Below are 14,984 nucleotides of genomic sequence, written 5' to 3'. Positions count from 1 at the left end.
AACGGTGCTACAAAGCGTCAGCACAGCCAGGTCGGCGGCTGGCAAAATGTCCTCAATTCGGGACCACCGGATGTTCTGCGCGGCAGTCGATCTCGCCGTGTAGAACGCGCGCCATGCGGCATTATCGGATGTTCACTGCGAAGCGCGGAGGTCACACGCTTCGGCGACGCTCGCATCCGAACTGGCGAATCGGGCAGCTCGTCCGTCGATGTACCAGAAGGGAATTCGGAGCCGCCGTGTGCTCGATGCCCGACACCCCGGCGACACGATGTGCCGATAGGCACCCCGTCCGATCGTGCGTGTCACCCAAGACCCGCCCTGAGGCAGACGCCGACGTTCACGAACGCACGGGTCGCGGCAATACAAGATTGTTGGCCACGCGGCATCCGGTCGACGTGACTGGCTGCCCGGCCAATGTCGTTACAAGGACCTATGTCTAATAAACGATCAATCTATCAACGCTCACGTGGCGTCGGTGGGCGTTGCTGGCGGGGACGCTTCGTCGGGCCGCCCAGGAGCCGAACCTGCTCACCCTTCAAGGACATGAACCGCTCGCGGGTGTACTCACGCAGCAAGCCGCCCGGAAAAGGGATGAGTGACAGGTGCTCCTCATACTTACCCTGAGCCCAGCCCGCCGCGGTGATCTCGTAGCCGGAGACATGTGCGCAGAGATCGAGCAACACCTGCGGCATCTCCTGCTCGATGAGCAGGTCAGCTTTGGTTACCACTACATCGCGCATGGCCTGAATGTTCGGGATGAAGACCGCTAGAGCCCAGGTGCGCCATTCGGCAAGCTCATCCTCGGTAGGCGGGACATCGTGGCGAAAGGGGTCGCGGCCGTCGGGTCGAGCGAATCTCGCCGAGAAAGTGTCGTAGACGCGACTGTTGGCTTCAATCAAGGCGAATAGAGGGCCGTAGAAGTCGCTCAACTGGAGGTTGATCCTCGCCAACCGTGCCTGTCGCTGGGCCAACCGTAGGCCGTTGAAGTAGGTCGCCAGGTAGCCGACGAACGCTAAACTGACCGTCGTAATTACAGCCACCATGACAACGATCGTAGGCTGAATCGCTCATTTGGGCCCCGGTTTCGTTGGCAGTCAACATGTTTCGTTGGGCGTACGCGGGCTCAGCGGCACCGATGCACTGCGCAGGTCTTCACGGGCTATCACCGACTCAGTGAAGTTCATCAAGAGGCGGACGGAGACGTGGCTTCGTTGTGAGGGCCGGTGGCTCGTGCGGATCAAGGCCGCAGGACCTTGCCGGTCTGTACGTGCGAATTGTCCATCTCGACGAACTCCCAGCTGACGCTCATGTCAGGCACTCCTGACACGAGCGAATAGACGCTCCTGAATCGGTGCCCGGTCGGGGTCGTCCATGCCACGCCTGGCAGCCCATGATGAGTACTCACCATCGTTGGATCGACGGCGATGGCCTTGTAGACGTAGTCGGCACCGTCTTCGAGCACGGTTCCGTCAGTGTCGGAGTCGTCCAACTCGAACCAAACGTGTTGCGCTATAACGCCTTCGCCCTTCGGGGTCCTGACCGCGATCCGACTGGGCGCGATCCGATATATGGCGTCTTTCGAACGGTTCTCGATGGTGATCAACCAATGCGGTGGTTCGGCATCGCTGCGGTTCTCACAGCGGATGCGCACTCCGTTCGCGCGCAGCTGCGCGGCGGTCAGCTCGCTGGCTGCAGCCTGGGTGTGTGTCATCCACGTCAGCCCGATGAGCACCGCGGTCGACGCTATCGAACTCGCCCACGTCGCGACGTTCCCCCATCCCATTTGAAGACCAACATGCAGGTTCAGGCTGAGCAAAAGCGCGAGCGCAAGAATCGCGACCACTGCGACACGCACAGCTATCGGTGCAGGAGAAATCCACTCTGACAAGGCATTCCTCGGGCGCTTCAGCGAGTTCGGCATCGCCATGAAGATAGCGGCCACAACCGCCGTCACAGCCCCCACGAGGGCGCGACACGCGGCGACACGGACGCAGCGTGCGTGTGGTCCGGCCCGTGCCGAGGGTCGGCGGCTGCCTCAGAACAACCTTGTAAGCGGCATTTGCGTGCGTTTCAGGAGATCGCATGGCCGACACCTGCCGAGCATTCTCGCTTGTCTGCGCCCGTGCACGAATGCATAGGATAGGCAGCTCGCGAAAGGGTGGAGATGTCAGTCGATCAGGCCGATGGCTTGGGAATGTGTGCCTTGACAGGTGATGAGGACGACGAACACTGGGGGGACGTGCACGATGTCCGAGGACTTTTCGCAGCACGGGCCGAGGAAGACCTGCTCGCGGTCGAGCTTCTGGGCTGTGACCCACAGGGAAAGCTACGCAAGTGCCTGGACTCCTTACCTGCTGACGGAGTCCAGGTAGGCGGCGCTTCTCTCGACGTCCTCGACTCCAACAAAGTCTCTATGGGCTCCTACTACGTGTCCGAGATGACGGTCACCGCAGCTCGTCCGTCAAGCGTTGTGCCAGGTTCGTTCGATCTCAGTGTGACGCTGTACTGCGATAACGCGCATTTCGGTGGCGAGTGGGTGTGGAACCTGATCCGTGACGGCCGGTTGAACCGTCGCGACATCTGGCATCGGCTCGGTACCGAAGACAGGACCGCTTGGTTGGCGGTGGCTCTCTGGACGAGTGCCTACCAGCGCAGAGCCCGGCCGGATTCTGCCCCAGGACACGTCTTCACCCTGGATGGACAGGCTGTCACCGACATCGTCAGCTTCTACTGTGCGCTCGGGGAAGCGATCAACGGCCCCGGGGGCTATTTCGGCTGGAACCTCGATGCTCTGTCGGACTGCCTGTGCGGAGGATGGGGCGCCTCCAGTCCGTTCACGCTGGAATGGCTGCATTCCGATGTGGCGCGGCAGCATCTGCTGGCCCACCCGGCCGTGGCTGCCGGGCAAACCTTGTTCGATCTGCTCTCGGAGATCTTCGATGCGAAAGGCATCGAGGTGATCCTGAGATAGCGCCCTGTTCGATGCACTCAACTCGGCATTTGCGCGCGTTGAGGAGATTTCTGAGCAACGAATCTGGACGACCGACCAATGCACGCTCCTCGGCATTACAGCGCGTTGGGACCGGGCCGACACCGAGGGGTTGGCGCTACAGAATAAGTACCCTGCGCCGGGATGACCGCAACGTCCTCGTAGGCAAAGCGCGATTTGCTCGACGCTGATCTACTTGTCCGTATCTGGGCCAGTGGCGTTCGGGTGGTCAGAGGTTGTCATCTTCGGGATAACCGCAGCCCGGATGAGTAGTCCAGCGACCACTGGTGCGAGCAGGGTGTAGAGCGTCAGGGCGGGCTCGATCCAGTCGCTGTCGATTTCGCGGTTGAGTGCGTAGGCGGCGATGGCGGTTAACGTGATCAGCGCTGAGCGCACTAGTGCGGGCTCGGGAAGCCTCGGCGGGCGCGGGGTCACGGCTTGTACTCCCGTAGTGCGGCAGTGATCTTGGCGGGCAGGTCGTCGATGCTCTGCTGCAGCCGTTCGAGTGTGGCGGGCAGGTCGATGGAGGACTCGTGGACGCGGCCGTCGATGTTGAGCAGATATCCGGCCATGGTGTCCACCGGTTCGTCGGTGTCGCGGTAGTGCGAGCGTGATGGGTAGAGCTGGGTGAGTTCGCGGTGGAGCTCGTCGAGCTTGCGAGCCTGGTCGGGGGTCATATCGGTGTCCTTTCCGAAGAGTGCCGCGAGGGCGGGTTCGCCCCCGCGTACGGCGTTGACGTCGATGAGTTGTCCGGCGACGCGGGCGGTGGAGGAGAACTGGAGGATCTCGACGTTCTTGCCGCCCATTGGTTCCCATCCGGGATGGTTGTCGCCTGGGTAGAGGTCGCTGGCGTAACCGTCGCCGGTCACGTAGTGGCTGTTCCAGATCCCCACGGGTAGATCAGCAAGAGAGGGCGAGCCCATGCGGGAGGACCAGTACCAGCGCGGTAGGTAGATCGGCAGCAATTGGAAGCCGCGGTCGGTGAGTGCGGTGACCCGCGCCATCAGGTCTTCGATGCTGCCGTCGGCGTCGAGGTCCTCGTAGTCGATCTGCAGGCGGCAGGCGCCACCGGAGTGTGCCAGCGCGGTGTCGGCTTCGCGGTCGGGGTCGGTGCCGACCTTGCAGAACACGTAGCCGCCCCAGGCGTCGGGGAATTGGATGGCCATTTCGTCTCGGGCCAGGGGCCAGCACGGATCGGTCCAGGTGCCTTCGGAAATCTTGTGCGTGGCGAAGCTGAACCCTTCGCGCCGGGCTGCGTCGAAATCGAAGTCCCGTTGATGGTTGGAGACATCGATACCGAAGATTGTTTCCATGGTGGGCCTTTCGTTCGGATAGGTGGCTGCACCGAGCCACAGCAGCGGTTCGAGTCGGCCCGGTCCTGGTGGCACCCAGACGGATTCGTGGATCTCGACGTGGACGTGCGGGGCGACGCCGCCGTTGGTGGCGGGATCGGGATCGACGTGGGCGATGCGTTGACCGGCCTCGACGCGCTCACCGATAGCGACTTCGGGTACGACGTGCCCGTACACGGTGTAACCGCCACCATCAGCGGTGTCGTGGTCCAGGCACACCCAGCGCCCGAACCCGCTCGCGGGTCCAGCGCGATCGACTCGCCCGCCCGCCATGGCATAGACCGCGCGTCCGGCGCTGCCGCCGGGCCAGCCGAAATCGACCCCCCAGTGCCAGCCACCCTCGCGGGGCCCGAAGTAGGAGGTGACGTGGTGACCGCGTTCCATCGGCCAGTATCTGTTCATCCGAACCTCCGAAGGATTCCTTTGCGAGCCCGGTTGTTTCGTTCGACGTGGATGACTCGGCGATGTTCGATCGGATCATCGAGGCCGCGTAGATAGGCGTTGACCTCGGTGACCGAGTGCGCGGTCGGGTCGAAGCGGGGCGGGGAGTCGAGGGTGTCGATGATCTGGGCGGTCGGTGCCGCGGGCTCGGGCTCGTTGATCCGGTAGCCGAGATAGCGCAGCCGCTCGACCTGTGCCTCGCGCTCGCGCACGGTCATCGTCGCCGGGTCCTGGATGACGACCGGCTCGGGATCGGCGATATCGATGTCGACCCATTGCCCAGCCCCGTTGAGCGAGTGCTGCTCCCCCCGGTACGGGCGCTGAAACTTTTTGGTCGCCAACGCCGGATCCATCGGCGGGCACCCGGCTTCGGTGAGATGTTTGGAGATGGCGCGGGCCAGGGGCTCGACGAACACGATCGGAGTGCGCCCGATGATCGGAATGCATTGCAGTGCAGGAAGAAAGCGCTGCTCCGGGTCATCGGGATCGATATCTTCGATGCGCCAGAGCGTGTTCATAGCACTCCCAGGTCTCGTGCGAGGCCGGCGATCTCATCGAGCATTTCCAAGCCTTTCAGTAGTGGGTCGTCGGGTCCTCGCGCGCCGACGGTGATGTCCCAGGTCGGGGTGGTGGTGCGGTCCCAGGCCAGGACGATTTCGGTGATCCGGTCGACATAGACCCGCCCTGGCGTGCCCCAGTCGCGCACCGTGGTGCCGATGCGGGTGCCCAGCCAGGCGTTTCCGTGTCCGTGTTGGCCGACGCGCAGGTTCTCGTAGCCATCGACGACCTTGACCGAATGCGTGGTCTGCTCGCGGGTCCGCCACCGGCCGGTGCGCAGGGCAATCAGGGCATTGAGGGTGTAGGCGCGATCGCCTGCAGCGCACCAGGTTTCGTGATAATGCGACCAGCCGAGCGTGCGTTCGCGGACCGGGTCACCGCGCTTCTGGAAGGCTCCGAAAACGTCAGTGAACAGCGGTTTCAGGATTTCTGAGGCCACACCTCCCAGTGGCGGGATCGCCAAGGAAAGCGACACCAGATCGCCTAGGAGGTTGACCGCTGCCCCGAGCATTTCGTTGATTCCAGGTGCGCTGTGGCCTCCGGTGACGAAGCCGACGTCGGTGGCTGGGCGCCAGTGAAAGTTGTTGGATACCACTCCGGTTCGGTCGCCGTCGCGCAGGATGATCCCTGGCGCTCGCGGGATGGTGCCCTTCCAGCCGGGGCGGGAGTATTCCTGGGGGAAGGTCGGATCCCTGATCTCCTCGATGGTTTCGACCATGCCGTCGGCCGCGATGCGGGTGACCGCACGCACCAGGCCGTCGAAAAGGTTTCCCGCGAAGGAGGTTTCGGTGTCCCAGCCCGAGGAATCGACGAGGTCCCACACGAGTGCGCCGTGGCGTACTCGTGCTCCGGGCCAAGGTTCGGGGTCGCCGGTGAGCCAGCGGCGCGGCTCCCAAGTCAGTTGCGCGTCGGCAACGATGCGCTGACTGACCTCGTACATGGTCTTGAAGCGGGAGTGGACCACGGCGAACTGGGAATGGTCATCGAGGATCGATAGCGGCTTGACCACTTGTGACCAGGTCGAGGTATCCAAGTTCAGCCACGAACGTGGATCCAGCGGATCCCCTACCGGGAGGGTCCACAGTCGCCCTTCGAGGCGAAGGAGATTCAAGAACAGGGTCAGCAGCAGACTCCACCGGGCGGGCCCGAAGCAGTTGTGCACAGTGATTCCGTTGGCGACGAAGCGGTGCACGTCAGCGACCGCGATGTCAAAAACCTCGGTCTCGCCGATGGATTCGAACGCAGTGACCTGTTCGGGGACCTGGTGGTCGGCCATGACCCAGCCGCCGACACCGATGTCTTGGGCGGGTATGAATCCGTCCGGGGTGAGGACCTTGTGGTCTCCGGTGAGCTCGATGTGCTTGCCGGTGGCGGTGGTGAGCCGGTAGACCGGCTTGATGCCGTTGCTCCACGACCCGGTCGGCGAGTGGTGGATGCGCCCGTCGACCACGACCTCGCACGGGCGCCCGGCCAGCTCCCGGATCGGGCGAGCAACGATCTGATCGCCCTCGCAGACCTGCACGAGGGTCTCCCCCGACACGCACGCCCAGGTCTTCGGGAACTGAAATTCCGGCGGCGTGAACGGGTTACAGTAGGCGATTATGTGGCGCAGATGCTCCGTGTCGTGCTTGAACGTCGCCCGGATGATGCGCTGACCGCGCTCGTCGCGGTCCTGCTCGAGGTCGTCGAGCATCCCGGACCATCTCGCCCCGTCACGGTCGACCGTGATGAAAATGTTCTTGGTCGTTCGGGCGTCGTGATTGGTCATCCACCGCGCGAGGTAGTAGGTCGCGGGCAGCTCGACAGTGCCTATGCCGGTGTCGTTTTCGATCGCGGAGAACTTCGCCGAGATCTCGTTGTGGATCTCCCCGCGTAGCACCCAGTTGCCGTCCCAGAGCCGCATCAGCGGCGGCAGGATCCGGCGATCGGTGTCGCGCTTGAGGCGCGCGACGATGTCGTCGAAAACCCGATCGAAATCGATGGTTTCGACGCTCGTGCTCACTCCAACCCGCCCCAAGGGCGCGGCCACGGCCGCGGGCAGCGCACTTGAATTCCGGCACCGATCGGCGCACCGGTCACGGACACCGGAATCCGCGTCTCGGGAGTGCGCCCGGGCAGCGGGTACACAAACCGCTTGCCGCCCATACGCGCGTAAAACTCGGTGTCCAGGCTCGAGTTGGCTTGGCCGTTACGCGCCATCCGGTCGGTGTCGATGACGATATGCTCACCAGCCAGCAAAGGCGGCATGACGATCTTGCGGTCGGCGTCGATCTCGGCGCGGTCGAATTCGTCGCTGCCCCAAGAGAAGTCTGGGATCGTCCAGACGATTCCGGCGGTGCCCTGAAAGACCCAGCGCGGCCAGATCTCATAGTCGATCGGTAGCGGGTTGGCGACGGTGACAAACCCGGTCTCGACACCGCCACCGGTCGTGTCAGTCGTGGTGACGAAGGTGGAGGTGGCGTCGTCTTCGAGCCAGCGCGGATACGCACCGATCAGCGGCACGACGACCAGGCCGTAGTCGTGGACGTTCGGGTCGCCGACGATCTTGACGCGCGGTTTGGCGCCCAGGCGCACCGGCAGTCGGCGCGCGGTGTCGCCGATCTGGACCCGGACCAGCGAGTCGCGTCGGAACGAAAAGGCTTGCCGGAAAGCCGAATCAGCGTTGCGCCACGGCAGCTGTGGTGTGCCGAGAACATGGAAGGCGAGCGAGAAGTCGAACTTCTCTTCTCGCAGCCCTCCGAAGTCCGCGCCGATCTGATAGGCCGTGGCGTTCCAGATCGTGGTGGTCGCGGTCTCATACATCGCGTCAAAGTCGGTGCCGGAATCGATGTCGGCGAGCACGACTCCGTGATCGCCCATGCCCGGCCCGGCGACAGTGAACCGTTCCGCGGAGGGTCCTTCGATGACGATGCGGGTGTCTTCGGGTGGGGTGATCATCGGCCCTGCCAGGTCTTGGCGCGCTGACGCTGGTCCAGAGTCATCAGCGCCCATTCACGCCGGAACTCCGAAGCGCTCATCCCGGTGGTGAGGTTCTCGATGCGGACGCTGGCATCCAGTGCGGGCTCGGCGGCGAACCCACCCATGAACGCCCGCATCTGCCCCGGACTCGACAGCACCGGCTCTGGACGGCGCGACAGGTTGATCGCGGTCTCACCGGGCATCAACCAGCCACCACGGTCGAAAACCTTGGGCCGCAGCTTGTCCCACCATTCCGGCGGCGGCTGACCCGCCACCGGGGTGTAGCCGAGTTGCGCGGCGATCGACTCTGAGGAGAACGACGGCAGCGGCCCGATCGCCTCGCTCGCTTTCTGCGCAGCGCTCTGCCCGGCAGCGATCAGCGGCGAGTAGTCGATGGTCCACCAGCGGGTTTCGCCGAGCCCGAACGGCAGCTGTTCGAGCAGCGCGTCGAACGCAATCCCGGCGGCGTCGGTGACGAAGTCCCGGACGCGGCCCTGGATCTTGCTGCCGGAATTACGCAGCTCGTCGAGCTTGGCCTGCGCCCGCGAGAGCTCGGCATCGGCTTTGAGCCGATCGTTGGCGCTGGCCTCGGGATCGGCGTAGACCTCGTTGCGGCGAGTATTGGCCGAGTCTACGGAGGCTTGAGCGTCGATGCGGGCCAGCTCGTCGTCGCTGAACTTGCGCTCCAGCGCCGGAGCTTGCGGTGCGGGACCATCTGCTTTCCCAGACGCGGCGTCGTCCTTGCGCTGTTGCAGCCCGAGGACCTTCTGTTCGGCCTTCTCTACGGCGAGGTCGGCTTGGCGGCGATCAGCGTCGGACTTGCCCTCATCGGCGTAGACCTTGTCGCGGCGCTGCTTGGCCTGCTCGACGGAGACCTGCGCCGACTCCAGGTTGGTCTGGTCAGCGTCGGTCCACTCCTTTTTTCCCTTGCCCGTGTTGCCCGCAGCACTGGCTCCTTCTGCCCAGCCCGCGATCAGCTCGTTGGGCAGGTGAAAGGCGCGGGTGAATTGGGCGTCGGTCGCGCCGACGGCTGGTGATCCCAGGCGTGAAGTGCCGTGGGAGCCACCGGACTCGGCGGGTTGGCCGTTGATCGTGGCGGCCATGTGCTCGGCGTTCGCGCCGACTTGGAATAAAGTGCCGGCCGGACCGAGTCCGACTTGCAGGCCCGCGAGCCGCCCAGCGAGCAGGTCCAGGGTGGTGTAGAGGCGCACGGCCGGATTCGCCATGCCCATCGCCACGCGCTGGAGGAAGGAGATGAACCCGCTGCAGTCGAAACGGTCCGGGCCGACCCCGCCCCAGGCGTAGGGGTTGCCGGTCACTGTTCGCGCGGCGGCCAGGGCGTCGCGGATGCCGCGCGGGACCGCGCCTCCGGCGGCGAAACGTAGTGCGCCCGAACGCATCGCCGCACGCAGCCGGTACATCGCACCCTGGCCTCCCACGGAGGCGACCTCGCGGGCGGTGACGACGTGCTCGCCCGCGGACAGCCGGGCTACGACGCTGTCGGAGGTCGGGCCGCCGGGTCCGGCGATGGCTCCGCCGTCGGCGTGGCCGGGCAGGATACTGAGAACGCTGGAGCCGATCCGGCCCGCGACGTCGGTGACGGTGCCGATGATGCCTTTGACCCGGTCCCAGTATTCGAGGATCTTCTCGATGGCGGAGACCACCACATCGCGCAGCGAGGTGAACCAGCCCTTGCCGGTCTCGATCGCGGCTCCGATGATCGCCCAACCGGCGCGCAGGCCGTCAGCGAACCACGACACCTTGTCTCCGGCCTCACCGATCCCGGCTTTCCACGCCGCGAGATAAACCTGCACCCCGGACCACCAGCCGCTGATCAGGTCCGATACGAACCCGAACACCGGTTGGACCACGCTGGTCCACCACCAGGACACGATGTCTCCGGCTTCGCCGAGCGCGGTCTTCCAGGCAGCGAAGTAGACCTGCACTCCGGACCACCAGGTCGAGATCAGTGAGCCGATGAACCCGAAGACCGGTTGCGCCACCGATAGCAGCCAGAGCAGTTTGTCTCCGACCCAGCCCAGCGCGTCGAGCAAACCCGCCCAGATCGGTTGGATGTAGGACCAGGTAGCGGCGATCGCGGATTGGATTGCGCCCCAGACGGTTTGCCAGATGTGACGCCCGGTGTCGGTCTGGGTGAAGAACCAGACGAGCCCGGCGACCAGTGCCGCGATCGCGGCGATCACGATGCCAATGGGGTTCGCGGTGAGCGCGGCGTTCCACAACCACGTCGCTGCGGCGGCGACGCGAGAGGCTGCCGCCGTGGCGAGCGCTGCGACCTTGGCCCGCAGGGTGGTGGCGGTCTGGGTGTTCTGTACGCCGGTATTCACACCGGTCGCGACGGTGTTGGCGGTCAGTGCGGCCGTGTGGGCGATCATCGCGGCGGTGAGCTGGCGCTGCACAACCAGCTGCGCGAACATCGCCGGGGTCTGCACGATCCGGGCGATCTGATAGCCGGTCTGCGCGGCCTGGCCGGTCGCATAGGCTGCGGCCAACCCGAGCAGCAGCGGGGTGACGAGTCCGGTGTGCTCGGCCAGGACGCCGAGGATGTCGCTCATCGAGGCGAGGGCGGCGGTGAGCACGGTGATGGTGTCGACGCCGAGGTTGCCCAGCGCGCCGCCAAGGCCGGCCAGCCCGGCGGTGAGGCTGGACAGGAACCCGCTGCCCTCGCCATCATCGGCTTCACCGATCTCGGACAGCGAGTCGGTGACCGTGCTGAATCCGGCGGTGAGCTTCGAAAAGTCGAACTCGCCAAGGGAACTGGTGACCCGCTCGATCGTGGCGGGCAGGTTGGTCATCCAGCCGGTAAATGTCTCGACCGCTTGGGAGTCGGCCAACCGCTGGGAGAACGCTTGAATCTTCGGAGTGAGGGTGTCCAGCCCACCCGCGAGACCGGTCAAAGTGGTGGTGGCTATCGGCAGCCACGGCGCGAGGATCCCCGCACCGAAGCGCGCCATCGCCGCCTGGAAACCACCGGAAGCGCCAGAGAGGGTTTGGCGCAGTCCGGCCATGGTGCCCGCGTAGGCTTTGGTCGCTCCGGCGGCCCCGTCGGAGCCTTCCATGATCCCCTTGGCGAGGATGTCCATCGCCTTGTCGGCGGGCACCGCGCCCTTGGAGATCATCTTCTGCATCTCGGCGGTGGTGACACCGAACCCGTTGGCGAGGATGGCCAGCGCGGGGACACCGGCTTCGGCGACCGACCACACCTGATCCAGCGACACCTTGCCGGTAGCGGCCATTTTCCCGAATGCCGCCGAAACCTGTTCCACGCCTTCTGCGCCCTTGCCGGACGCGGCAGCGGCCTCACCGATCGCGGTGAGATAGCCAGGGACTTTCGCCGCGGGCACGTTCATCGCGACCAAGTTCTTGCCGACGTCGGCGAACTGATCCAAGTTGAACGGGGTGCCGTTGACGGTCTTTTTGATCTCGTCCATCAGGCGACCGGCCTCGGTGGCCGAGCCCATGATCGTCGTCAGCGACGTGGTGGCATTCTGGATCGTGGTCAGCCGATCCAACCCCGACTTCAGTGCAGTGCCACCGAACAGGGCCGCACCGATCCCCCCAGCGGTGACCGCAGTCTTGAACACCGCGCCAAATCCCGAGGCGAACCGCGACCCCAGCGAACGTCCGGCCTTGTCGGCACTGCCCTGCGCCTGGACGAATGCGCCCTCGACACCGGGGGCGACCTTGGAAGTCTCCGGGACCAGCGACACGTAGCCGGTGGCCAGGTTCACTCCGCCGCTAGTCATCACCTGATCACCGACCCTGGTTCTGAGTTCGCAAGGCCCGCAACCGGTCTCGGACCTCATTCATCGGGACCGCGTGCCCGCTGACACGGCGAGAGCCCGGGTCTTCGACGCCGGGGCGCGGGTAGGGGCGCGGCCTGTTGCGGTTCTTCGCGCCGTCTTTGGTCTTGGCCCACAGCAGCAGGCTCGCGAGGTCGATCAGCTCGGCCAGCAGGAACTCGCCTTGTCCCCACCGGGTCACATCGGGGTGCATGACGGCCATGAGCGCGGACTCGCGGGGCGACTGGCGGACCAGGACGAGCAGGTCGTGCCAGTTGAAGGACTCCGAGCCGACGTCGCGCAACCGGACACCAGCGCGGATGAGGTCGGCTTCCACGGCGTCGCGATGCGCATCGACCAAGCTCAGGAGTCCGAGGATTCCCCCAGCTCGATACCGGAATCCTTCTGCCAGGCGTTCATCAGCTCGCGCACCTCGGCTTGGGTCATCGCATCGATCACCGCGAGATCCTTTGCTGCGGCGACACCTTCGATTAGAGCGAAGAACTGCTCAGTGTCGTTCTCCTTGCGCAGTTTGCGGATGATCCCGAACGGGATGTTCTCCATCTTCGGTAGCGAGATCGCCTTGCCACCCGTGCTTGTGTACGTGAACTTCTCCATCACCTTCGGCCGGACCTTCCTCTGGGTTTCATTGGCGGACTGGGCCTTTCGGTGCCCGCCCGGCGAGGGCAGGCCCGGTCCAAGGGATGAATGAACCTCGCCGGACGGGATCGAGGGGCCACATGACGACGGGTGCGTCACAATCGCTTGTGCGCCGGTGCGAAGCGAGTTCCGTTGCTGTGACCGCGTTTTGGGTACGGAGGTCGCTGATCTCAGAGTCGGCCGTATTCGCCGAGGCGTCGGGCGCCGCCCCAGCTCTGGAGTACCTCGGTCTGCCACAGCGGTTTCTCCGGCGAGAACGGGTCCTGATCGATGGGTACGAAGTCCGCGTGCTTGCCGGACGCGCACGACTCGTGCCCTGCCCGCCACCGGCGCTTCGGCACCGGCGACCCGTGCGCGGGCTCGAACTGTCGATCAGGCGGGGGTGACGGTGAGCTTGGTGCCGGTGCCGCCGGTGAGTCCGGTGCCGTTGCCGGTCAAGGTGCCGCCGCTTGAGAGGGTGATCTGGTAGGGGCCACCGGCCGGGCCGGTTACGGTGACACCGTCGGTGCCGACCCCGGCCAGCGCCGCGAGTGCCGAGCGCACCGCCGCGTTGGTGGCGTCGAAAGCGAGTGCGGTGGTGGGTTTTCCGTCGACCGAGAGCAGGAAGGTGCCAGCGGTCGCCGACAGCGCGACGGTCCACTGGCTCGGCGGGCGGCCCTTGTGCACCCACTCATACAGTGGGGTGCCGTCGGCGTCTTCGAAGCATTCGACGGTGACGGTGTAGGCGATGGTTTCGGTGTGCACGATCTGCACGTCGTCGACGGTGCTGATCTGTCCGTCGGGGATCCAGATCCGGCGCAGCGCGACATCGGAGTCGAGGGTGTCGATGATCCAGCTCGAATGCGGAAGCTGGCGCTTGTTGTGCCGCACTGCGATCGAGTTACCCGTCACCGTGACGTTGTCGTCGCCGTACACAGCTCGCAGGACGAGCGCGTTGGTGGACTCGAGGAACGCGAACTGGGCGGTGAGGGTGTAGTCGGTCTGCAGGATCTTGACCGTCGAGCCGCCGAAGGCTTTCTTCTTGTCGACGTCACGCGACTCGGCGAGGGTGTAGCCGTCCTCACCGATGTAGCCGTGATCGAGGAACGCGGGGGCCAGATCGCTGGTGGCGCTGCTCGGACCGGTGGTGCCCAGCGGTGCGCGCAGCAACGAGCCGGTGGCGCGCGGCATTGCCGCGTAGATGTTGGCGACCGTGCTTGCCATGGTCGGTAGCCCCTTTCAGGCGCAAGGCGGACCGGGCCTGCTCGAAAGGGATGTGCAGCGATAGGGATAGAGGCGCGGGGTGTCAGCGCAGTGGCTGCCAGGTGGTGGTGCCGTCGCGACGGCGACGGACTCGGCCGAATGGCACGTCGGCGAAATGGATTCCGGCGGCCAGGTCTCCGGAAGCGGCGAGTTCGTCAATGAGTCGTTGCCGGTGCAGCACGGCTTGCGCGGGGGCGAGGTCTGCGGCGCAGCGCCACTGCGGATGCTGGACCTGCAGCGGTGAGTGCATCGCGTCGCTGAAGATGAGCATCCGGTGCTGGCCGCTGGTGAGTCCGAACGCGGTGTGCCCAGCGGTGTGCCCTGCCATCGCAACCGAGATGATGCTCGGCGCGATCTGCTGGTCCGCGGCGAAGGTTTCCACGCGCGGTACCAGGGCGGCGAGCAGCTCGGGCAGGTGCAGCTGTCCCTTGGCCCAGGGCGCCATGCGTTCGAGCATCGCTTCGAACTGTTGCGGGGTCAGGGTGTTCCACCATGCCCATTCCGCGTCGGCGATCAGCAACCGGGTGCGGGCAAACTCCGGACGGAAGGCCCAGCCGAGGTGGTCGATGTGCATGTGGGTGATGGCCACCGCGTCGAGCTGGGCAGGGGTGCAGCGCAGGCGGGTGAGGTTGTCAAGCAGTGCACCGCCGTGCAGGGCTGCGGTCAGCGGGTTGGCGGGGCCGTCGGGTACCGAGATGGGTCCGACGCCCGCGTCGATCAACAGTCGGTGCTCGCGGTGCTCGACGAGAAGCGCGCCGATGCCTGCGACCAGGTTGCCGTGCTGGTCGAGATGGTCGGCGTGGGTTGCCCAGTCGGCGTCGGTGGTCTCGGGCAGCCAGCCGCGCGGGCGCAGCCGAACCGCGCCGTCGGGGACGTAGGTGACTCGCATGTCGCCAAGCCGGACCGAACGCAGTCGAGGAGGGCGACGCAGCCGCTTGGTGCGGCATCGATTGAGTGCGGAACAGGACAGCATCGTGTAAC

13 protein-coding genes are annotated in these 14,984 nt (G+C 65.4%); 1 reads left to right on the top strand and 12 read right to left on the bottom strand.

Annotated elements, in window-relative coordinates; genetic code table 11:
• Window positions 1-455: 455 nt before the first annotated feature.
• Window positions 456-1,043, bottom strand: a complete 588-nt coding sequence (locus KV110_RS01600) for a hypothetical protein (protein WP_218472762.1) — start codon at window positions 1,041-1,043, stop codon at window positions 456-458.
• Between the two features lie 194 nt (window positions 1,044-1,237).
• A complete protein-coding gene (locus KV110_RS01595) occupies window positions 1,238-1,954 on the bottom strand; it encodes a hypothetical protein (protein WP_218472761.1) in 717 nt (238 codons plus the stop codon).
• Between the two features lie 210 nt (window positions 1,955-2,164).
• Here KV110_RS01595 and KV110_RS01590 point away from each other — a divergent pair, with 210 nt between their 5' ends.
• Window positions 2,165-2,971 (top strand): barstar family protein, encoded by an 807-nt coding sequence (locus KV110_RS01590; protein ID WP_246634306.1) that lies wholly within the window; start codon window positions 2,165-2,167, stop codon window positions 2,969-2,971.
• Window positions 2,972-3,420: 449 nt separating this feature from the next.
• On the opposite strand, the gene KV110_RS41310 is transcribed toward KV110_RS01590, so the two are convergent.
• From KV110_RS41310 to KV110_RS01540, 10 genes are all read right to left on the bottom strand, one after another.
• A complete protein-coding gene (locus KV110_RS41310) occupies window positions 3,421-4,743 on the bottom strand; it encodes a peptidoglycan DD-metalloendopeptidase family protein (RefSeq protein ID WP_246634305.1) in 1,323 nt (440 codons plus the stop codon).
• Window positions 4,740-5,300, bottom strand: a complete 561-nt coding sequence (locus tag KV110_RS01580; protein ID WP_218472760.1) for a phage gene 29 protein family protein — start codon at window positions 5,298-5,300, stop codon at window positions 4,740-4,742. Before KV110_RS01580 ends, KV110_RS41310 begins: the two co-directional genes overlap by 4 nt.
• Window positions 5,297-7,342: a Gp37-like protein gene (locus KV110_RS01575; RefSeq protein WP_218472759.1), complete on the bottom strand. Its 2,046-nt coding sequence runs from the start codon at window positions 7,340-7,342 to the stop codon at window positions 5,297-5,299. The genes KV110_RS01580 and KV110_RS01575 overlap by 4 nt, the downstream gene beginning before the upstream one ends.
• Complete coding sequence (locus KV110_RS01570; RefSeq protein WP_218472758.1) at window positions 7,339-8,277, bottom strand: phage tail protein; 939 nt, start codon at window positions 8,275-8,277, stop codon at window positions 7,339-7,341. The genes KV110_RS01575 and KV110_RS01570 overlap by 4 nt, the downstream gene beginning before the upstream one ends.
• On the bottom strand, window positions 8,274-12,065 hold the full coding sequence (locus KV110_RS01565) for a tape measure protein (RefSeq protein ID WP_218472757.1): 3,792 nt from the start codon (window positions 12,063-12,065) through the stop codon (window positions 8,274-8,276). Before KV110_RS01565 ends, KV110_RS01570 begins: the two co-directional genes overlap by 4 nt.
• A gap of 7 nt (window positions 12,066-12,072) precedes the next feature.
• Window positions 12,073-12,462 carry a DUF5361 domain-containing protein gene (locus KV110_RS01560; protein WP_218472756.1) on the bottom strand — a complete coding sequence of 130 codons (390 nt, stop codon included), beginning with the start codon at window positions 12,460-12,462 and terminating at the stop codon, window positions 12,073-12,075.
• A gap of 2 nt (window positions 12,463-12,464) precedes the next feature.
• Window positions 12,465-12,719, bottom strand: coding sequence for a hypothetical protein (locus tag KV110_RS01555; RefSeq protein WP_218472755.1), 255 nt, complete (start codon window positions 12,717-12,719; stop codon window positions 12,465-12,467).
• 212 nt (window positions 12,720-12,931) lie between these two features.
• Window positions 12,932-13,102: a hypothetical protein gene (locus KV110_RS01550; RefSeq protein WP_218472754.1), complete on the bottom strand. Its 171-nt coding sequence runs from the start codon at window positions 13,100-13,102 to the stop codon at window positions 12,932-12,934.
• A 31-nt stretch (window positions 13,103-13,133) separates the two neighbouring features.
• Entirely contained in the window at window positions 13,134-13,964 is an 831-nt protein-coding gene (locus KV110_RS01545) for a phage tail tube protein (protein WP_218472753.1), read from the bottom strand.
• 82 nt (window positions 13,965-14,046) lie between these two features.
• Window positions 14,047-14,976: an MBL fold metallo-hydrolase gene (locus KV110_RS01540; protein ID WP_246634304.1), complete on the bottom strand. Its 930-nt coding sequence runs from the start codon at window positions 14,974-14,976 to the stop codon at window positions 14,047-14,049.
• Window positions 14,977-14,984: the final 8 nt, after the last annotated feature.

This window comes from Nocardia iowensis (genome assembly GCF_019222765.1).
Taxonomy (GTDB): domain Bacteria; phylum Actinomycetota; class Actinomycetes; order Mycobacteriales; family Mycobacteriaceae; genus Nocardia; species Nocardia iowensis.
The sequence above is the reverse complement of the archived record's forward strand: the minus strand, read 5'-3'. Positions and strand labels throughout refer to the sequence as shown.